Genomic DNA, 18,773 nt, shown 5'->3' with positions numbered 1-18,773 from the left:
GGCGGTCCGTCCGGAGTGGAGCCGTCTCACTTCCCCCCGGGGAAGGCTATCCGGGCGGAAGGGCGGGTCAATCCCACTCCGGCGACGGCCCCGGCCCCGGTACCGGCGCGACCGGAGCGAGCGCCGCCCCGTCGACCCGGCACATCCGTCGGTGCAGCAGCACCGCCCCGACGAAGACCATCGGCGAACGAGGTGAGCCAACCGACCACGGCGGCGGCAGCGGCCTCGACGGTGTGCGCGAGACCGAGCATCACCAGCGGCAGCAGCACGAGCGGCGCCACCGCGTAGGGCCAGAGTGCCGGGCTGCCGAGGAACCGCCCGGCGCCCCGGAAGAAGTAGCCGATCCCGGCGCCGAAGTTCACGATCGGCCGGGTGCCCTGATAGGCGGCGGTACGCGCCGTCCGGGCCGCTCCGGACGCCACCGAGGCGGCGGTCTGCGCGGCTCCGTCGGCTACCGCGCGGCCGGCCCGGCGTACCGCCTCGATGTCCGGGACCGGCATCTGCCGGGGAGCCCACTGCCGCTACGGGCCGGCGAGGGGCGGTTCCACCGGAGCCAGCATCGCCGCCTCGCCCGGGACGATCTGCTGGCCGAGGAGGTCCGGCACCGGGGCGGCCGGATCGTCAGCTCCGGCGGGACGGGGGTCGGATGGGGGGTTCCGGCTCGAGCGTACGCATCTGCCTCGACGACCCTTCGTCTATCGGGGGTAAGTCGTGACCGTCGAGGCGAAGCGGCCGACCTGGAGGGATGGGGACAGCCGCTCGGCCCCGAGTTCCCGGGCAGTCTAGTTCCGATCCCGGAGCCTGACAGTCCCGTCCGACCGGTGCGGTATCCACATTGGGCGACGGTAGGGGTACCGCCACCCTCGCCCTTCCCGGCAGCGGGATGTCGCTGTCGCATGGCCCCTCATACGGTCGAAAAGGTCGACAACAAAAAAGGGGGGGGTCCGAACGTCCACAGCCGACGGAGCGTGCTCCGTGGCGCCGCGATGACGGCAGGTGCGCTGGCGGCGGGTACGGCGGCAACCGGCGCGGTGGCCTCCACCGCAGCGGTCACGGCGCCGACCACCGATGCTGCCATCGGCGGTCCGATGGGCCATGTCGGGCCGACCGACCCGCGGTACGCGTACCTGGCCGGGCGCGGTTACAACGAGCGGTTCCTCGGCTCACCCGACCATATACGCCTGGTCGGCTCGACGGAGGACGTGGTGCGCGCGGTGAACGACGCGGTACGCGCCGGCAAGCGCGTCGCGGTACGTAGCGGCGGGCACTGCTTCGAGAACTTCGTCGACGACCCAGCCGTGCGGATGGTCATCGACATGAGCGCTATGACCGCAGTCTCCTACGATCCCGCGCGCCGGGCGTTCGCAGTGGAGGCCGGCGCGACCCTGGGCGAGGCGTACCGGCGGCTCTTCCTGGGCTGGGGCGTGACCATCCCCGTCGGCTGGTGCCCCGAGGTCGGTGTCGGCGGGCACGTGGCCGCCGGAGGGTACGGCCCGCTGTGTCGCCGGCATGGCCTGGCGGTCGACCACCTGTACGCGGTGGAGGTGGTGGTCGTCGACGGCGCCGGTAACGCCCGCAGCGTGGTAGCGACGCGGGAGCCTACGGATCCCAACCGAGACCTGTGGTGGGCGCACACCGGGGGCGGGGGAGGCTCGTTCGGCGTGGTGACCCGGTACTGGTTCCGGGATCTGCCGGAGCCGGCCGCCGAGGTGTTGACGTTCACGCTCCAGTGGTCGTGGGAGGGGCTGCACGAGCCGGCCTTCACGCGGCTCGTGCAGAACCACGGACGCTGGTTCGAGCGGTACGGCGACCGGTACCCGGACCTCTACACCGAGTTTCTGTTGTTCCGCCGCCAGCAGGGCATGATCATGCTGATCGGGCAGGTCTCGGGCGCCGACGCGGAGCGGGTACTCGACGAGCACGTCGCGGCGCTCGGCGACGGAGTGGGCGCACCCAGCTCTCGTACCCTCGGAGCGGGGGCCCTGGCTCGCGGCCGCACTCAAGGGCTCGGAAGAGACGTTCGGGTGGCGGTTGAAGGTGAAGTCGGGATACCTGCGTCGCCCGTTCACCGACCGGCAGATCGCCGTTGCGTACCGCCATCTGACAATGGACGACCTCAGCCTCGTCAGTGGCGCGGTGAGCCTCAATTCGTACGGGGGCAGGGTCAACGCGGTGGCACCGGACGCCACCGCCACCGCGCATCGCGACGCCATGCTCAAACTCTTCTACCTGTCGGCGTGGGCGGAACCGGCCGACGACGCCCGGCACCTGGCCTGGATCCGCGAGTTCTACCGCGACATGTACGCCGACACCGGCGGCGTACCGGTCGACGGCGGCGCGTATATCGGATACCCGGACACCGACCTCGCCGATCCACAGTGGAATAGGTCGGGCCTGCCCTGGTCGACGCTGTACTACGGCGACAACGCGGCGAGGCTACGCGCGGCGAAGCGGCGGTGGGACCCCCGGAACGTGTTCCATCACGCGCTAACCCCGTGATCGAGGCTCCTTCCAACGGCCCCCAGGTGGCGCGTCCCGTGGGAGGGGCAGTCGCCCCTCCCACCGCGCCGACGCGCTAATCCGTCGACGTCACCGGGTACCCCTTCGGGTCCCAGGGCACGGCAACAGATAGAGGTCCCAGTACGTCCCTGCCGGGGAGATCTCGATCGTCACGCTGGCGCAGCGCCCCTCGTGACTGGTCGACAGGGTGTAGGTGCCGGCCGGGAAGCCGGTGAAGGAGTAGGCGCCGTCGGGGCCGGTGGTCGACTCGAAGCCGCCCGGCTCCATCCGTACGATCGCCCCCGCGACCGGATTGAACGTCTCGATGTCGATCACGGTGCCGGTGACCTGGGGCTGCCCGGTCACGGTGAACGTCCCGAGCGCCAGGCCGCTGACGCGGTTGCCGCCGTCGACCGCGACCGCGTGCACCGGCCGGTCGCCGTGCAGGCTGCCGACGTCGAATGTCACAGTCGCCGTGCCACCCGGCTCCGTTGCCGGAACCTCGGTGCCCAGCCCGGCGTCGCCGACGCTGTACCGGAACGTCGTCACGTTGGTGTCGCCACGGGCATCGAACACCACGGTCAACTGGCCGCCGGCATCGGCGACGGTTCCGTTGGGGAAGGTGATCGCCGGTGGCAGCGGTACGGCCAGCGCGGCGAGCTTCGCCGGGTTCTCGAGGTAGTCGTAGAGCCGTACGTCGTCCACCGCACCGGTGAAGAACCCCTGGTCGGTACCGTTCCACCGGCGCTTGCCGATCGTGGTGTCGGTAGTGGTGCCGAATCCACCCGCCAACACGACGGTCGTGCTCTGCGCGACCCCGTCGACGTACAGGGTCAGCGTCCGGGTCGCCGCCTCGTAGACCCCGGCCAGATGCGTCCACTTCCCCGGTACGGCGGCAGCGTCGGAGGTCACCGAGTACACCGCCGGGTCGTCCGCGTCGGTACCGGTCATGGAGAACCGCCACCGCTCGACGCCGCCCGCATAGCCCAACGAGTACCCGAAGGTGCGGGTGCCGTTCCCGGCCAGTACGACCTGCTCGGCGGGGCCGGCCGGCGAGGTGATCCTGGCCCAGGCGGCCACCGTGAAGTCCGCATCCGTCCGGACCGGTACCGTCGTGCTCTCACCCGGGCGGGTCAGCGTCACCGGCCCGCTCACCGTGCCGGCCGCGCTGCCGTCCAGCGCCAGTGCCGTGCCGACGCCCGAGCGTCCCGGCACCCGGGTCGCGGCAGCGTCGAGGGCGGCCGTGTTGCCGTGCCCGCTCACGTCGACGGCGTCGCCGCCGGTCTCCTCGAACGTCCAGTGCCCGGCCGGCCCCCACGGCGCCCGCACCGAGAATGTGTAGATCCGCGCCTGGGTCGAGAACCGGCCGGCGCGGTCCTTCGACCACACCCGGAGCATGTTGATCCCGTCGCGGGGCGGGGAGACCGTCAAGGTGGCCCCGTGGTCGGTCGACCGGGCCGGGATCGTGGCAGCGGTCGTCGGCAGCGTCCCCGAGTCGAAGGTCCAGGCGTACACCTCGACCTCCTGCGGATCCACCTCGGGCGGCGCGATCTCGAACACCCCGGGCCAGCCGACCGCGCCGTGCGGGGCACCGTCGTCCGGGTAGTCGGTCGAGGTCACGTTGCCGGGCATCGGCGGCGGGGTGGCGTCGACGGTGAACTCGCAGACGCCGGACCAGGCGCCGTACCGGGCGCCGTCGTACGTACGGGCCTGCCACGCGTACGTGCCACCGTCGACCAGGCTGCCGGACGGGATCGCCTTCGCCACCGCTGACGGGTTGCCGGAACTCTGCGAGACCTTGTCGACGTCGTTCCGAGCGTCGCCAACCGCCCACCAGTGGAACCAGGTGGTCAACGACTGCTGCCCGGTGTCCGGATCGGACTGCCGGCCGGCCAGGAACGGGGTCGTGGTCAGCACGTACGGCCGGGCGTCTCCGGTGGCGCACGGCTTGCCGTCCGAGGTGCGCTCCGCCAGCACGTTCGGCGGCGCGTTGCGGCCGGCCGCGGGGCGCGACACCTGATCCGACTGCGGTTCGGAGCCGTCCTGCACCGGCGATGCGGCAGCCGGACCGGCGGGGGCCAGGACCATCCCGGCGGTCAGGACGACGGCGACGGTCGGCAGCGCCGGAAGCCGCCAACCGCAGGTGGTGGAGCGAAGGCGGGCACGCCGAGCACGCATGAAACCCCCGGTTGACGTAGCTACGCTGAGCGATCGGACGATGACTGTACCAAGCCCATAGATCTTGGACAACATCGTTGAGCATCAACGGACCGAGCCCGGTCGCGCTCACCACGGCCCCTGGTTCGGCGTACGCCAGGCCGGGTCGACGAACCAGCATCGGACGTGCCGGGACTGGCAATGTCGCAGCCCCTGCCGGATTAGCTCCGCCTCGGCGCGGGCGGCGCTCTCGGCCCGCCGCAAGTCCTCCAGTTCGTCGGCGAGGTGGCGCAGGTAGGCGTACACCTGATCCGGATCGAGGCCGCGCCACCGCGAACGGAACACAGCCGCGCGGACCTGGACAGGCTGCTCGGCCGGACGGCTCGTCGCGGTCCCTCGGGCTGCTGCCGGTACCTTCTCGTGTCGCACGTCGATCCCCTCGGAGAGGTGGCGGGCGGCGCCGAGGCGGACGGGGTCGGTCGCCGGCTGTCCGGACAGCCGGCGGCCGGAGCCCGGCATCCGCCCCGGGCCCTTTCCCACTCCCGGCCGCCGTGCCCCACAGCGTCCGAGAGAGGCTCTAGCTGGTCGCGCCGGTCAGCCGATCGGTGTACGAGGCCAGCGCGCCGGCCGCCTCGGTCAGGCTGGCCGTCATCGAGCCGAGCTGCTCGGCGGCCTGCGACCACTGCTCGGTCACGACGTCGGTGGAGTAGGCGGGGTCGCCCGCGTCCCGGAGCCGCTGCCCGGCGCCGCGCAGCCGGTCAGGCAGCCCGGCGATCCGCTCGGCCACCTCGGCGAACCTGGTCTGGGACACGGTCAGCATCCCGGCGACCTGCCCGATACTGGTCACCTCGTCCCAGCCGAAGCGTTCGTACACCCGCCGGATCCCGCCGCCGAGCAGTTGCTCCGCGTAGTTGGCCAGGTCGAGGGCGTCCTCTGCGCAGCGGCGGGCCTGCCGCAGCTCCGGGTGCGCCGAGCCGGCCCCGGTCCGCTCCAGCAGCGCGGCCGCCGCCGCAACGGTCAGGTACGCCTCCCGCAGCTCACCCGCGACCTGCTCGGCCGCCCACACCGCACTCGCCTCGGGGGTATCCACCGGTACGTGCGGAGAGGTCGTGTCCGCCGTCCTCGGTTCCGGGACCGTCACCGCACACCTCCGGCAGGTGCGTCGGCAACCCAATGCTGGGAGAGCGAGTTGACATCGGCCAGAAACGGCGACATCTCGTCGTCCGACAACGGTCGGAGCAGACTCCAGAGCAGCAGCATCTCCACCTCGATGACGAGGTTGGGGTCGAGCTGCTGATCGGTCACGGGCGTGCCTGCCACTTCCATCACTGTCATCTGGGCCCCTTCCACGAGGTGTATTTGGCGTGCCGGGGCAGCCCGAACCACCAGGTCGGATCTTCGGTCACCGCTCGGTGGCGCCGTGGCCACCCCAACACGTCCCGGGCGTACACCCGGAGGGCGAGCCTTCCCTGGTGCCAACCCGGGTGGCTCGCAGTCATGCTATTCCACCTAGTGACATAGGTCAACCAAGTTCTTGAGGTGGCGCTGATGAGCGTGATCAGATGAGATTGCCAACCCGGGAGGACCACCAATGCCCGCGATCCCGCTCAGTTACGCCGACATCGCCGCCGACATCACCGCCCGCATCAAGTCTGGTGAGTACGAACCCGGAACCAAGCTGCCGTCGTACACACAGCTCGCTGACCTCTACTCGGTGTCGTTCTCGACCGCCGCCCGGGCAGTCGCCCTCCTGCGCGATCGTGGAGTTGTCGTTGGGGCGCCGGGCCGTGGCGTCTTCGTCAAAGGTCTCGATCAGCAATGAGCCAGATCAGCGCTCTCTGGTGACTCGGGCTACTCCTCCACAGCCCACTGCTCCGCGAGCGAGTCGACCTCGGCGAGGAAACGCGACATTTCGTCATCCGAGAGTGGCCTGAGCAGGCGCCAGAGAAGTAGCAGCTCCGACTCGATGATGAGGTTGGGGTCAAGATCGTCCAGCTCACTGGTGTCCCCGGTCGTCGTGGCCGCGATGAGCTTCTCCGCAACCTTCGGGTCGAGATCAAATCTCGTACCCGCCATCTCGCCCCGCGCCTCGGCAACAAACCGAATGATGCTTGTCTCATCCGGAAACGTCATCTGACGCTGCTGGGCCGCGAGAAAGAACGCAGCACCGACTACGAGCCCCAGCTCATCCCAACCCTTCTCATCCAGCTGCTCGCAACGCTGGCGGTACGCCTCCGCGTCACCCTTGGCCAGCTCTCGAATGAGTTCAAGGTAGGCGGTCCGGTCAGTCACGCGTCTGTTCCTTCCTCTGCTTTCGCAAGCTTGCAGCCTTCAGAGCAACTGCGACCACGGCAGCGGCCGTGACAACTATGGCGTGAGCAGCATCGCCCGGGGTTCCTGCGGCGGTCGGATTCCTGGGTGTCGGAGGCAACTGTTGGGTCGTCGACGCGGTGCCCGCAGGTCTCGCTTCAGCGAGGATGTCAGCCACCTTCTTACCGGTTTCTCCCACCGAGTCGGCCTTGTCCGCGACCCTCTTCGCGAACCTGCGGAAGCCGTCCCTTCCGCTGGCAGCCTCGTTCACGATCTGGTCGCCTGGCGGAGTCGACTCGGTGGCCTTGTCCCTTGAGGAGACAGAGCCAGGGGCTATCTGGTTGGCGTAGGCCGCGAAGTGGCTTGCAGCCTCGGCCAGGAGACGGGCCACCTTGCCGGACTTGGCCGTAGCCTCGCTACTTGCGGCCACCCCGGTTCGGATCGCCCGATGGTTGGTACCGCGTCCGACTTCGGCAAACGATCTCTGCGCCTGCTCAGCTTCGGCCTGGGCACGGGTCACGCCCACAGCCGCCCTATCCAGGCGTTCAACCACCGTCAGCAATTGGGCGACGACCTCACGGACACTGCTCATCCCAGTGTCTCCCGATACTCGTCAGCGGCCTTGACGCTGGCATCGAGGCGGCGCAGCACCAACTCCAACTCATCGACAGCCGCCTTCAGGGTTTCCAGCCCTTTCGTGACCTCGAGGTGCCTACTGTCATGGACGGTGTGCCGCGCCAACTGAATGGTGTCCGCAGTCTCAGGCACGATCCCCTCAATGATCTTCCTGGCTGCGCCTGCCGACGTGACGCCCTGCCGGAGCCTCGCTTTGGCCTCGCCGACACTCATCGCGCCTCGATCACTCCAGATGACTGAGCGGAATAACACGAACACTATCGGACGCGCGCCGTGCGGCCAGTCCACCACCGACACTGTTCCGCGTCCGTCTCGGTACGATCGGGTCCCACACCCCTGGCCGGGAGGCGTAGACAGACATGGGCAACCCGGAACCGCCGCAGCCGCAGCAACCCAGTACGCCGCCGGGACCGCTGCCCCCGCAGCCCGGGTACGCACCGCCGCCGGTTCCGCAGCAGCCCGGATATCCGGCACCACCGCCACCCGCACAGCCCGGGTACGGGCCGCCGCAGCAACCCGGCTATGGACCCCCGCCGCAGCAGCCACAGCCCGGCTATGGACCACCGGCCACCGGTGCTCCCCCGGGTCACGGGATGCCGCCGGTCCCGCAACAGGGCTATCCCGCACCCCAACCCGGGTACGGCGAGCCACCCGGCTACGGACAGCCGGGCTATCCGCACCAGGGCGGCCAGCCCGGGTATCCGTACCAGGACGGCCAGCCGGTGCCGCCCGCGAAGTCGGGATCGCGTACCGGGCTGATCATCGGGATCGTGGCCGGTGGGGTGGCGTTGCTCCTGCTGCTCGTCTGCGGGGTGGCCGGCTTCCTTTGGTACCAGCAGCGCGACGACGCGAGCGCCGGGGACCTCTCCGGGGTGATCAACTATCGGCAGACGAACCCGGGTGCGCTCTCGACGGACCACGTCCAGGAGCCGGTGAGCTATCCGATGACCCCGCCGGCCGGCGGGCCGCACTTCCAGCGGTGGCAGAACTGCAACGGCGACATCTACCTAGCGCCGATCGAGGACGGCAATGCCGTGCACAGCCTGGAACACGGCGCGGTGTGGATCACGTACCGGCCCGGCCTGCCGCCGTCCGAGTTGGGCAAGCTGCAGGATCGGGTACGCGGGCTGTCGCACATGATGATTAGCCCGTACCCGGGGCAGTCGGCACCGATCTCGCTCCAGGCCTGGGGTTACCAGCTCGCCGTCGAGGAGGCGGACGACCCGGCGATCGGCGCCTTCATCTCGGCGTACCGGGTGACCGCCGCGATCGAGGCCGGCGCGCCCTGCGGCGGCGGGATCACCACCACCCGGTAGCGACCGAGCGACCGAGCGACCGAGCGGCTGACCGGCCGAGCGACCCGACCGGCCGACCGACCGCGAACACTTTGCCCTTGCGCTAAGTGTTCTGGCGCGCAATACTTAGCCGCATGGCACAGTATTCGGCGGAGCTCGACGGCGTCTTCGTCGCCCTGGCCGACCCGACTCGGCGCGACGTCATCCGACGCCTCGGCCGTGGTGCGACGAGCGTCGGCGATCTCGCCCGCGAGTTCCCGATGACCCTTCCCTCGTTCATGAAGCACGTACGCACGCTTGAGGCGAACGGCCTGATCCGCACCGTCAAGTCCGGTCGGGTACGCACCTGCGTGCTCAACCGCGACCGTCTCGCCCTCCTCGACGACTGGCTGGCCGAACAGCGCCGGATCTGGGAGGAGCGGACCGACCGCCTCGAACGGCTTGTCACCGACCCGGAGGAGAACGACCATGAACCCCGACCTTGACCTGACCCTGGAGCGGGTCATCCGCGCGCCCCGCGCCGTCGTCTGGCGCGCCTGGACCGATCCGTCCCGCTTCGCGAAGTGGTGGCTGCCGGCGCCGACCCTCTGTCGGGTCGACCGCCTGGAGGTCCGGCCCGGCGGCGGACTGGTGACCCGGATGAGCGACGACGGGGTGGAGTTCGTCCCGCACATGGACGCGAGCTTCCTCGTCGTCGACGAACTGGAGCGGATCGTCTTCACGAACGCGATCGACAGCGGATGGCGACCGACGCAGCCGGCTCCGGTCCCGATGACCGCCGAGATCACCCTGAGCGATCATCCGGACGGCACCGACTACCGGATCCTCCTCCGGCACGGCGATCCCGCCGCCCGCGCCCGGCACGAGGAACTCGGCTTCGCCGATGGGTGGGGATCGGTGACCAAACAGCTCGCCGGACTCGCCGAGGCCGAGGCGGTTCGATGAAGATCGCTCTGACCGAGTTCGTCACCCTGGACGGGGTCAGCCAGGGACCGGGCTCGTCGACCGAGGACCCCACCGGCGGCTTCACCCGGGGCGGCTGGCTCGTACCGCACATGGACGGGTCGTTCGTCCGGCGTACCTCGCAGTGGCTGGACCTCGCCGACGGACTGCTGCTCGGGCGGCGCACCTACCAGGCGTTCGCCCGCGACTGGCCGCGGATCACCGACCCGGCCGACCCGTTCACCGTACGGATGAACTCGCTGCCGAAGTACGTCGTCACGAACACCCTCACCGAGGGAGACTGGCACCCGACGACGGTGCTCCGGGGCGACCCGGTCCAGACCGTCGGGGAACTCAGGACACGCCCCGGACGGGAACTCCAGCTCCACGGCAGCGCCCGGCTCGGCAGCACCCTGCTCTCGGCCGGCCTCGTCGACACGCTCCGGCTCGTCATCGCCCCCACCGTCACCGGCGCCGGACGGCGGCTGTTCGACCACCCGGGCGCGGCCGTCGGCTTCCGACTGGTCCACTCCGAGGTGACGGCGACCGGCCTCCTGCTGCTCGAGTACGAGGCGGTCGGCACCGCCCCGGTCGCGGATTACGAGGGCCTCAGCGCCTTCGTCTAGGCACCGCCCCGCACGACACGGCCGTCCCGGCGCTGGCTCACTCGCCGTCCCGCCCGCTGACTCACTCGCCGTCCCGGCCGCTGACTCACTCGCCGTCCCGGCCGCCTCCGGTCGCCGCCCGGCGCCGCCACCACGAACGCGCGGCCAGTCCGAGCAGCACCGCGGAGACGACCCCGGGACCACAGTGGACCAGCAGCACCCCGGCCAGGCTCGGCCCGCCCCAGTCCCGCTGGTAGGTCGCCGGATCGGTCATGTCGATCACGAACGGTTCGGCGACCGCGCGGACGATCAGATAGAGCCCGAACAGGATTCCGAGCACGGCGAGAGCCTTCTTCATGCGCTCGACCATAGGAGGGGATCAGTGGAATGCGCGTCGCCCTGCGGTAGCAGCGCCGCGCTCGTACCTGGGTATGACCCGCCGGCCGCTCACCGCGCGCCGCTGTCGCCGCCCGGGTGTCGGGCGAGCCGGCGGGCGGCGTAGCCGAGCGCGCCGACGGCGAGCACGGCGAAGCCGGCCAGCACGCTGCCGACCGGCAGGGTGACCGCGAGCAGCAGGCAGCCGGCCAGCCCGAGCCCGGCGAGAAACCGGACCGGAAGCCTGCGGCCCGGGTCCCGGCCCAGGGTCAGCGCGGCGGCATTGGTGATCGCGTAATAGACCAGCACCGTACAACTGGAGAAGCCGATCGCGTGCCGGACGTCGCCGAGCGCCACCACCAGCACCACCACCCCGGCGACGGCGAGTTCGGCCCGGTGCGGCACCCGGTACGTCGGGTGCACGGCGGCCAGCGCACCCGGCAGGTCACGGCGGCGGGCCATCGCCAGCCCGGTCCGACCGACCCCGGCGACCAGTGCCAGCAACACGCCGAGCACCGCCACCGTCGCGCCGGCCCGGACCAGCCAGCCCAGCGCGGCGAGCCCGGCGGCGTCCACCACCTCGGCGAGCGGTGCGGCCGAGTGCGCCAGCCGGGCCGGCCCGAGCACCGAGAGCGCGACCACGGCCAGCCCCAGATAGATCACCAGCACCATCCCGAGCGCGACCGGTACCGCCCGGGGGATGGTCCGCTCCGGATCACGTACCTCCTCGCCGAGGGTGGCGATCCGGGCGTATCCCGCGAAGGCGAAGAAGAGCAGCCCGGCGGCGGTGAGTACCCCGGCCCCGGCCGGCCCGCCGACGGCGTCACCGAGCCGTACCGGCCGGAACTCCCCGCCGAGGAGCCCCACCAGCGCCACCAGGGCCAGTACGCCGAGCGTCACCGCCACCAGCCACCGGGTGACCCGGGCCGTCTTCTGCACCCCGCGCAGGTTCACCCCGGTCACCGCCAGCACGGCGGCCACCGCGACCGGCCGGGCGTGCCCCGGCCACAGGTACGCCCCGATGGTCAGCGCCATCGCCGCGCAGCTCGCGGTCTTGCCCACCACGAAGCCCCAGCCGGCGAGAAACCCGGGGAACGGGCCGAGCCGCTCCCGGCCGTAGACGTAGGTGCCGCCGGACTCCGGATAGCGGGCGGCGAGCCGGGCCGAGCTGGTGGCGTTGCAGTAGGCGACCAGGCCGGCGACGGCCAGCGCGCCGAGCAGGCCGAAGCCGCTGCCGGCGGCGGCGGTCGCCGGGGCGAAGACCACGAAGACCCCGGCCCCGAGCATCGACCCCAGGCCGATGACCACCGCATCGGGTACGCCGAGCCGGCGCTCCAGTTCCTGCACGACGCCGAATCTAGAGGTCGTCGGTGAACACTCCGCGTCGGTGCACCCCGCCCGGCAGGGACGGCAGCGGTACGTCGTCCCACGGCACCCGGTCGAGCAGCCGGCCGAGGAAGAGTCCGAGCAGCAGCCCGGCGACCGAGTCGGTGATCCAGTGCCAGCCGAGGTAGGTGGTGGTGCAGAAGACGATGACCGGGGGCGCCAGCCGGATCACGGCGTACAGGCCGGGCGGGGCGTCCGGCCGGCCGAGGGTACGCAGCAGCGCGGCGAGCAGCAGCGCGATCGCCGCGTACCAGACGACGGCGTTCGCCACGTGCCCGGACGGGTACGCCGTGCCGCCCGCCGGGTCGCTGAACAGCTTCTCCGGGTGCGCCAGCTCGAAGTTGTGCGGGTAGCCCCGGTCCAGCCACAGCTTCATCGGGCCGATGGTGAACGAGGTCAGCACGAACGCGCCGATCGGCACCAGCAGCGGCCGGACCGACCGGGTGCGCCAGCCGACCAGCACCGCCAGGCCGAACGCGATCGGCATCAGGAACCAGCCGCCCTGGCCCAGCGAGTTGAAGACCCGGGCCACCCAGTACGCCGGGCCGGGCCGGTGCGCGTCGACCCAGTCCCGTACCGCCAGGTCGATTCCGAGCAGCGCACCGGCGGCGAGCGCGGCGGTCAACGCGACCACCGCCGCGACCAGTACGCCGTCGAGCCACCAGCCGGCCGGACGGACGGGACGCAGCCGCAGCGGTCGGCGTACCGTCGTGGTCTCCCGCATTCCGACCACGCTACCGGGCGGCCGGGCGGAGCCGGCACAGGACGGCGGCCGGCCGGTTCGGCGGGTCCGGCCGGCGTGTGTGCCTGCACACGTGAGGCGGCGCTGGGCGGCTCGGACCGGCATGCTTGATATCCGTGCGGATCACCTCGGCCCTCGTCGACCCGGCGCTGCTCGACCTTCCCTGGTCGACTCCGCTGGAGGAGTGGCCCGCCGACCAGTTGGTGGCGCTACCCCAGGGAATCTCCCGGCATATCGTGCGGTTCGTCCGCCTCGCCGGCACCGTCTACGCGGTCAAGGAGACCGGCGAACGGGTGGCCGAGCGGGAGTACGACCTGCTCCGCGCGTTGGAGCGGATCGATTTCCCCTCCGTGGAGGCGGTCGCGATCGTCGCCGACCGGCACGACGAGCGGGGCGAGCCGCTCGACCCGGTGCTGATCACCCGGCACCTCCAGTTCTCCCTGCCCTACCGGGCGCTCTTCTCGCACACGCTGCGCCCCGAGACGCTGAACCGGTTGCTCGACGCGCTGGCCGCGCTGATCGTCCGGATGCACCTGACCGGCTTCTTCTGGGGCGACTGCTCGCTCTCCAACACCCTCTTCCGGCGGGACGCCGGCGCCTTCGCCGCCTATCTGGTCGACGCCGAGACCGGCGCGCTGCACACCCGGCTCTCCAACGGGCAGCGGGAGGAGGACCTGGAGATCGCCCGGGTCAACATCTTCGGCGAGGCGCTGGACCTGGAGGCCGCCGGGCTGCTGCACCCCTCGATCGACCCGGAGGTGGTCTGCGAGGAGGTGGTGCTGCGCTACCAGCGACTGTGGCACGAGATCACCTACGAGCAGCAGATCGAGCGGGAGGCCCGGCACGACATCGAGGGCCGGATCCGCCGGCTCAACGAACTCGGCTTCGACGTCGCCGAGGTGGCGATGTCCGTGGTGGACGGCGGGCGCTACCTGGTCCGGCCAAAGGTGGTCGACGCCGGCTACCACAGCCGCCGACTGCTCCGGCTGACCGGACTGGACGCCGAGGAGAACCAGGCCCGGCGGCTCCTCAACGACCTGGACACCTACCGGGCGGAGAGCGACCTCACCGACGAGCAGCAGGCCGCGCACCGCTGGTTGACCGAGGTCTTCGAGCCGGTGGTCCGGGCCGTGCCGGCGCACCTGCGCAAGAAGCTCGAACCGGCCGAACTCTTCGCACAGGTCATCGAACACCGCTGGCGGCTCTCCGAGCGGGCCGGCCGGGACGTCGGGCTGGCCCCGGCCGTGCAGTCGTTCCTCGCCGACGAACTGGTGCACCGCCCCGACGAGCAGGCCGTACTCGGCATCGAGGTCGGCTGACCGCCAGGATCGCAGCCGGGCGACCGCCGTCGGAGTCGTAGCGGGCTCAGTGCGGGGGATCGGGCCGGCGGGCCGGTGGTGGGACCGGCTGGCTCCGCCGCGCCGTCCGGCCCGGCTGGCTCCGGGTACCCGCCCGGCCCGGCTGGCCGGACTGCTCGCCGGTGCGGTCCCGGGCCGTCGACCGGCCGGCCTGCCGGGGTACGGTCCGCCGGCTGGGCCGGCTCGGATCCGACGACGACCGGCCCGCCGGTTCGGGCCGACCGGTCGACCCCGCTCCGGACTCCGACGGCGGCGGAAGCGGGGTACTCGCCTCCCTGAGCAGCCGGTTCAACCCGGCCCGCCGGACCACCACGGTCAACACGTCCCCGGGCCGGAGTTGGTGCCCCGGCGGCGGGGCCCACTCGGCGCGCCGCTGGCCGGCGCCGGTCAGCGCGAGCACCCGGACCCACTCCGCCTGGCTGACCACCCGCAGTTCCTGCCCGGCCAGTGCCGCGCCAGAGGCGATCGGCACCTCCGCGACCAGCAGGGCGTGCCGGGCCACCGGGATGGTCGCGATCACCGCCCGGTTGAGCAGGGCCGCCGAGAACGACGGCGCGGCCAGGTAGGAGACGCTGCGGGACACGCCGATCCGGAACGTTTTCTGGATCCGCTGCGCGAAGTCGCCGTCGAAGAGCCGCAGCACCACCTGTAGGTCGGCGCGGAGCGCCCGGGCGTTCAGCGCCGCCTGGAGGTTGGTCACGTCGTCGGTGGAGACCACCACCAGGGCCTGGGCGGTACCGACCGAGGCGTTGTCCAGGGTCTCCTCGCGGGCGGCGTCGCCGACGATCAGCGGGATGTTCAGCCGCCGGGCGACCGCCGCCCCCCGGGCCTCCGGATCCTTGTCGATGGCGACCACCTCGACGCCGAGGTCGTGCAGCTGCCACATCACCCGGGTACCGACGTTGCCCAGCCCGACCACCACCACGTGCCCGCTGCGCTCGCTCGGCAGCAGCCCGGCGTCCAGCGCCAGCCGGGCCTTGACGATCCCGTCCACCACGGCGGCGGTGATCAGCGGGATCAGCGCCAGCCCGGCCAGGTTCAGCACCACCTGGAGGACCTGGGCCGCCGCGCCCTTGTTGGTGTCCGGGTCGGCACCGACGATCGTGGTCACCATGGTCAGGTAGATCGCGTCCCCGATGCTGGTGTGCTCGGCGAAGGAGAGCAGGAAGCCGAGCACCACCGCCACGACCAGCACCGCGATGGTGGCCATCCCGATCTTGCGGGTGGCGAACGAGCGTACCGCCCGGAGCAGCACCGAGATCCGACGCCGCCGCCACCGCTGGGTGCGCAGCAGCCGCCGCCGGGTGGCCTGCTCGGTGCCGACCTGCCCGCCCTGGCCGACCGCCTCGGCGAGGACCAGGTCGGCGTCGGCCGGATCGCCGGGCAGCACCACCGGATGGTTCGGGTCCCGGGTGTCGGCCAGCCCGCAGACCACCTGTTCCGGCCGCACCTCGGCCCGGGGGGCGACGAAGAGGGTACGACCGCCGTGCCGGAAGTACGAGGGTGCGACCTCGCCGAGCGCCGCCGCGACGAACGCGGGCGCGGCCATCGAGGCGTCGGAGAGTACGGCGCTGTTCGGGAAGAGCTGCCGGATCCCGTGCCCGAGGCTCATGTTGAACATCCGCAGCACCACCCGGAGGTCCGGCTCGACCTCCTGGGCGCAGAGCGCCGCGTGGATGTTGCCCACGTCGTCCTGGTGCAGCAGTGCCAGCCCGGTCGCCCCGACCAGGCCGGCCGTCTTGAAGGTCTCCTCGTCGAGCCGGTCCGACTGGATCACCCGGACGCCCCGGATCGAGCGGATGTCCGGCCCGTCCGGCCGGCGGCGGTACGGCACGATCACGGTCACCCGTACGCCGCTGCCCTGCGGGTCGTTGCCGAGCAGCTCGGTGACGAGGTGGACGGCGAGGGCGTCCTGGCCGCAGACCACGTAGTGCGGGCGGTGATCTCCGTTGGTGCGCAGGCCGTCCCGCAGTCGGGTCTCGAACGCGCGCCGGGCCCGGGTCCGCCAGAGATCCGCCATGCCCGGATGGTAGTCACTGTGATCAGTACGCGGGAGCCGTCCGGGAAGCGGACGAGACAGTACAATCACCCAGCGTGTCGATGAATGGAACGCGCGGTGACGGGTAGTGCATCCGGGTGCAGACCTTCCTGCCGTACCCGGACTTCGGGCGGACCGCCCGGAGCCTGGACCCGCTGCGGCTGGGCAAGCAGCGGGTCGAGGCGATCCAGGTGCTGCGCGGCCTGGTCCGTCCCGGCTACGGCTGGCGCCACCACCCGGCCGTGAAGATGTGGGCCGGTTACGAGGAGGCGCTGGTCCGGTACGGCCTGGACATCTGTGCCGAGTGGGTCTCGACCGGCCGGGCCGACACCTGCGCCGGCACCCTGGTCGCCGACCTCGCCGCCGGTTGCGGCCTGGACCGGGTACGCCGGCAGGACGAGCTGGCCGCCGCCGGTGAACTGCCGCCCTGGCTCGGCCGGGAGGAGCTGCACCTGAGTCACCGCTCGGCACTGCTGCGCAAGGATCCGGTGCACTACGGCCCGATCTTCGGCGACGTCCCGGAGGTGCCGTACGTCTGGCCCGGCTCCGACCGCCCACCGGCCTGCCGGCCCCCGGCCCCACCACCCGGAGAGTCCTGATGCGACCCTCGTCGGGGTGGGTACGGCGCGACACGGACGCGCTGGTGGTCGGCGGCGGTGTCGCCGGGATCTCGGCGGCGGTCGTCCTCGCCGAGCGCGGTGTCCGGGTCACCGTGCTGGAGGCGCGGCCCCGGCTCGGCGGCCGGCTCGACACCCGGCCCGAGACGCTTACCGACGGCACCGTCGCGCCGGTCGACCACGGCTTCCACGCCTTCTTCCGGCAGTACCACAACCTGCGCGCGATCCTGCGCCGGATCGATCCGGCGCTCACCCTGCTCCGGCCGGTACCCGGTTATCCGGTGCTGCACGCCGACTGGCCGGCCGAGGACTTCGGCCGGCTGCCGGCGAGGCCACCGTGGAGCCTGTTGGCGCTGCTCGCCCGCAGTCCGAGCCTGCGCCTGCGTGATCTGCGCCGGATGGACGGCCGGGCCGCCCTGCCGCTGCTGGCCTACCACCCGCGACAGACGTACGCCGAACTCGACCACACCACCGCCGAGGAGCTGCTCGACGGGCTGCGGTTGCCGGACCGGGCCCGGGCGATGCTCTTCGACGTCTTCGCGCACTCGTTCTTCAACCACGAGGCCGACCTCTCCGCGGCGGAGCTGGTGGCGAACTTCCACTTCTATTTCCTCGGCAACCCGGAGGGGCTCGGCTTCGACGCACCGGACCGGGACTACGAGTCGGCGATCTGGCAACCGCTCGCCGCGCACCTGCGCCGGCACGGTGCCCGGATCCTCCTCGGACGGCCGGTGGCGGCGGTGCTGCCCGACGGCGACGGCTGGCGGCTGGAAACCGGCACCGGAGAGGGGCACCGGGCCGGGAACCTGGTGCTCGCCGTGGATCCGCCGGCCCTGAGCGCGCTGCTGGCCGGCTCGCCGGAGCTGGCCGCCCGGGCACCCGTACTCGCCGGACGGGCGGCCCGGCTCGGCGCCGGCCCGCCGTACGCGATCGCCCGGTACTGGCTGGCCGGCGACGTGGCCCCGGACCGGGCGGTGTTCAGCGGGGTGTCCCGGCAACCCACCCTGGATTCGGTGACCCTCTACCACCGGCTGGAGGCGGGTTCCCGCGACTGGGCCGACCGGACCGGCGGCGCGGTGGTGGAACTGCACGCGTACGCCTGCCCGGACGGCGTGCCCGCGCCGGAGCTGGCCCGGCGGATGTGGGCCGAGTTGGCCGGGCTCTGGCCGGAGGTCGCCGACCTGCCGGTGCGGGACCTGCGCTGCCGGGTCGAGCGGCGGGCCCCGGCGTTCCGGCCGGGCTGCTCGGCCGACCGGCCCGGGGTGCTCACCGACGCGGACCGGCTCTATCTGGCCGGCGACGGGATCCGCACCGAGCTGCCCAGCGCGCTGCTGGAGCGGGCCGCCCTGACCGGGATGCTCGCCGCCAACCACATCCTCCGGCGGGCCGGCGCCGCCACCGAGCCGATCCGGACCATCCCCCGACACGGCCTGCTGGCCCGCCGCGCACGCCGAGCGTGACCGAGGGTCAGCGTTCGCCGCCGGCTGCGGCCCAGCCGACGGCGACCAGGCAGATCAGCAGCACGATGCCGCCACGGCTGGTAGCGATCCGGGTCACCGTCCACGCGGTCCTGCGGAGTCCGGGCAGGCTCGCCCTGGTCTTGCGGTAGTCCACCCAGGCCCGCCGGGCCACCGCGTACGCGGTGCCCGCGAAGAGGCCGAACGCCACTCCGACCAGCAGGATGGCGACACCGGGACGGTCCACCCGGCCAGTGTCACCGGCACCGGTCGACGATCACCATCACCCGATCCGGTGACGCACAGTGATCGAGTGATCGACAGGCGTCAACGGTCGGCAGTCGTCGACGGCCGGC

General features: G+C 71.9%; 22 protein-coding genes and 1 pseudogene. 10 read left to right on the top strand and 13 right to left on the bottom strand.

Annotated features, from left to right (window positions below):
* Positions 1 to 26 precede the first annotated feature (26 nt).
* Positions 27 to 500 carry a hypothetical protein gene (locus C6W10_RS07865; RefSeq protein WP_107257489.1) on the bottom strand — a complete coding sequence of 158 codons (474 nt, stop codon included), beginning with the start codon at positions 498 to 500 and terminating at the stop codon, positions 27 to 29.
* Between the two features lie 396 nt (positions 501 to 896).
* Between C6W10_RS07865 and C6W10_RS38440 the strand changes: the two are divergent.
* Together C6W10_RS38440 and C6W10_RS38435 are read left to right on the top strand one after the other, a co-directional pair.
* A pseudogene (locus C6W10_RS38440) lies at positions 897 to 1,502 on the top strand (FAD-binding oxidoreductase); the annotation flags it as partial.
* Positions 1,503 to 2,106: 604 nt separating this feature from the next.
* Positions 2,107 to 2,499: a BBE domain-containing protein gene (locus C6W10_RS38435; protein ID WP_234361658.1), complete on the top strand. Its 393-nt coding sequence runs from the start codon at positions 2,107 to 2,109 to the stop codon at positions 2,497 to 2,499.
* 90 nt (positions 2,500 to 2,589) lie between these two features.
* On the opposite strand, the gene C6W10_RS07855 is transcribed toward C6W10_RS38435, so the two are convergent.
* From C6W10_RS07855 to C6W10_RS07840, 4 genes are all read right to left on the bottom strand, one after another.
* Entirely contained in the window at positions 2,590 to 4,677 is a 2,088-nt protein-coding gene (locus C6W10_RS07855; RefSeq protein ID WP_159104508.1) for a LamG-like jellyroll fold domain-containing protein, read from the bottom strand.
* A gap of 108 nt (positions 4,678 to 4,785) precedes the next feature.
* The gene (locus tag C6W10_RS39650; protein ID WP_107257487.1) at positions 4,786 to 5,175 is read right to left on the bottom strand and encodes a DivIVA domain-containing protein; all 390 of its coding nucleotides are present in this window, start codon (positions 5,173 to 5,175) and stop codon (positions 4,786 to 4,788) included.
* 58 nt (positions 5,176 to 5,233) lie between these two features.
* Positions 5,234 to 5,797 carry a hypothetical protein gene (locus C6W10_RS07845; protein WP_159104507.1) on the bottom strand — a complete coding sequence of 188 codons (564 nt, stop codon included), beginning with the start codon at positions 5,795 to 5,797 and terminating at the stop codon, positions 5,234 to 5,236.
* Complete coding sequence (locus tag C6W10_RS07840; protein WP_159104506.1) at positions 5,794 to 5,991, bottom strand: hypothetical protein; 198 nt, start codon at positions 5,989 to 5,991, stop codon at positions 5,794 to 5,796. Before C6W10_RS07840 ends, C6W10_RS07845 begins: the two co-directional genes overlap by 4 nt.
* A 256-nt stretch (positions 5,992 to 6,247) precedes the next feature.
* Between C6W10_RS07840 and C6W10_RS07835 the strand changes: the two genes are divergently transcribed.
* Complete coding sequence (locus tag C6W10_RS07835; RefSeq protein WP_107257484.1) at positions 6,248 to 6,478, top strand: winged helix-turn-helix domain-containing protein; 231 nt, start codon at positions 6,248 to 6,250, stop codon at positions 6,476 to 6,478.
* A gap of 29 nt (positions 6,479 to 6,507) precedes the next feature.
* Here C6W10_RS07835 and C6W10_RS07830 read toward each other — a convergent pair whose 3' ends face one another.
* From C6W10_RS07830 to C6W10_RS07820, 3 genes are read right to left on the bottom strand one after another with little or no spacing between them, the layout of a single operon-like run.
* Positions 6,508 to 6,948 (bottom strand): hypothetical protein, encoded by a 441-nt coding sequence (locus tag C6W10_RS07830; RefSeq protein WP_107257483.1) that lies wholly within the window; start codon positions 6,946 to 6,948, stop codon positions 6,508 to 6,510.
* The gene (locus C6W10_RS37175; RefSeq protein ID WP_159104505.1) at positions 6,941 to 7,558 is read right to left on the bottom strand and encodes a hypothetical protein; all 618 of its coding nucleotides are present in this window, start codon (positions 7,556 to 7,558) and stop codon (positions 6,941 to 6,943) included. Before C6W10_RS37175 ends, C6W10_RS07830 begins: the two co-directional genes overlap by 8 nt.
* On the bottom strand, positions 7,555 to 7,890 hold the full coding sequence (locus C6W10_RS07820; RefSeq protein WP_159104504.1) for a hypothetical protein: 336 nt from the start codon (positions 7,888 to 7,890) through the stop codon (positions 7,555 to 7,557). Before C6W10_RS07820 ends, C6W10_RS37175 begins: the two co-directional genes overlap by 4 nt.
* A 305-nt stretch (positions 7,891 to 8,195) precedes the next feature.
* Between C6W10_RS07820 and C6W10_RS07815 the strand changes: the two genes are divergently transcribed.
* The 4 genes from C6W10_RS07815 to C6W10_RS07800 all read left to right on the top strand — a co-directional run bounded on the left by C6W10_RS07815 (position 8,196) and on the right by C6W10_RS07800 (position 10,465).
* The gene (locus C6W10_RS07815) at positions 8,196 to 8,918 is read left to right on the top strand and encodes a DUF3105 domain-containing protein (RefSeq protein ID WP_107257480.1); all 723 of its coding nucleotides are present in this window, start codon (positions 8,196 to 8,198) and stop codon (positions 8,916 to 8,918) included.
* A gap of 113 nt (positions 8,919 to 9,031) precedes the next feature.
* Positions 9,032 to 9,382, top strand: a complete 351-nt coding sequence (locus C6W10_RS07810; protein WP_107257479.1) for a helix-turn-helix transcriptional regulator — start codon at positions 9,032 to 9,034, stop codon at positions 9,380 to 9,382.
* A complete protein-coding gene (locus C6W10_RS07805) occupies positions 9,366 to 9,842 on the top strand; it encodes an SRPBCC domain-containing protein (RefSeq protein WP_107257478.1) in 477 nt (158 codons plus the stop codon). Before C6W10_RS07810 ends, C6W10_RS07805 begins: the two co-directional genes overlap by 17 nt.
* Entirely contained in the window at positions 9,839 to 10,465 is a 627-nt protein-coding gene (locus C6W10_RS07800) for a dihydrofolate reductase family protein (RefSeq protein WP_107257477.1), read from the top strand. The genes C6W10_RS07805 and C6W10_RS07800 overlap by 4 nt, the downstream gene beginning before the upstream one ends.
* Positions 10,466 to 10,550: 85 nt before the next feature.
* On the opposite strand, the gene C6W10_RS07795 is transcribed toward C6W10_RS07800, so the two are convergent.
* From C6W10_RS07795 to C6W10_RS07785, 3 genes are all read right to left on the bottom strand, one after another.
* Entirely contained in the window at positions 10,551 to 10,802 is a 252-nt protein-coding gene (locus tag C6W10_RS07795) for a hypothetical protein (protein WP_107263748.1), read from the bottom strand.
* A gap of 89 nt (positions 10,803 to 10,891) precedes the next feature.
* On the bottom strand, positions 10,892 to 12,166 hold the full coding sequence (locus tag C6W10_RS07790; RefSeq protein WP_107257476.1) for an APC family permease: 1,275 nt from the start codon (positions 12,164 to 12,166) through the stop codon (positions 10,892 to 10,894).
* Between the two features lie 10 nt (positions 12,167 to 12,176).
* Positions 12,177 to 12,929 (bottom strand): phosphatase PAP2 family protein, encoded by a 753-nt coding sequence (locus C6W10_RS07785; protein WP_107257475.1) that lies wholly within the window; start codon positions 12,927 to 12,929, stop codon positions 12,177 to 12,179.
* A 134-nt stretch (positions 12,930 to 13,063) separates the two neighbouring features.
* Between C6W10_RS07785 and C6W10_RS07780 the strand changes: the two genes are divergently transcribed.
* A complete protein-coding gene (locus tag C6W10_RS07780) occupies positions 13,064 to 14,266 on the top strand; it encodes a DUF4032 domain-containing protein (protein ID WP_107257474.1) in 1,203 nt (400 codons plus the stop codon).
* Between the two features lie 46 nt (positions 14,267 to 14,312).
* Here C6W10_RS07780 and C6W10_RS07775 read toward each other — a convergent pair whose 3' ends face one another.
* Positions 14,313 to 16,325, bottom strand: a complete 2,013-nt coding sequence (locus C6W10_RS07775; protein ID WP_107257473.1) for a TrkA family potassium uptake protein — start codon at positions 16,323 to 16,325, stop codon at positions 14,313 to 14,315.
* A 116-nt stretch (positions 16,326 to 16,441) separates the two neighbouring features.
* On the opposite strand from C6W10_RS07775, the gene C6W10_RS07770 reads away from it, so the two are divergent.
* Together C6W10_RS07770 and C6W10_RS07765 are read left to right on the top strand one after the other, a co-directional pair.
* Entirely contained in the window at positions 16,442 to 16,942 is a 501-nt protein-coding gene (locus tag C6W10_RS07770; RefSeq protein WP_107257472.1) for an MSMEG_6728 family protein, read from the top strand.
* Positions 16,942 to 18,420 carry an FAD-dependent oxidoreductase gene (locus C6W10_RS07765; RefSeq protein ID WP_107257471.1) on the top strand — a complete coding sequence of 493 codons (1,479 nt, stop codon included), beginning with the start codon at positions 16,942 to 16,944 and terminating at the stop codon, positions 18,418 to 18,420. Before C6W10_RS07770 ends, C6W10_RS07765 begins: the two co-directional genes overlap by 1 nt.
* A gap of 7 nt (positions 18,421 to 18,427) precedes the next feature.
* On the opposite strand, the gene C6W10_RS07760 is transcribed toward C6W10_RS07765, so the two are convergent.
* Positions 18,428 to 18,664: a hypothetical protein gene (locus C6W10_RS07760; protein ID WP_107257470.1), complete on the bottom strand. Its 237-nt coding sequence runs from the start codon at positions 18,662 to 18,664 to the stop codon at positions 18,428 to 18,430.
* Positions 18,665 to 18,773 lie beyond the last annotated feature (109 nt).

This window comes from Plantactinospora sp. BB1 (assembly GCF_003030385.1).
In the GTDB taxonomy this organism is placed as follows: Bacteria; Actinomycetota; Actinomycetes; order Mycobacteriales; family Micromonosporaceae; genus Plantactinospora.
This window is presented reverse-complemented; position numbering and strand designations above follow the sequence as displayed.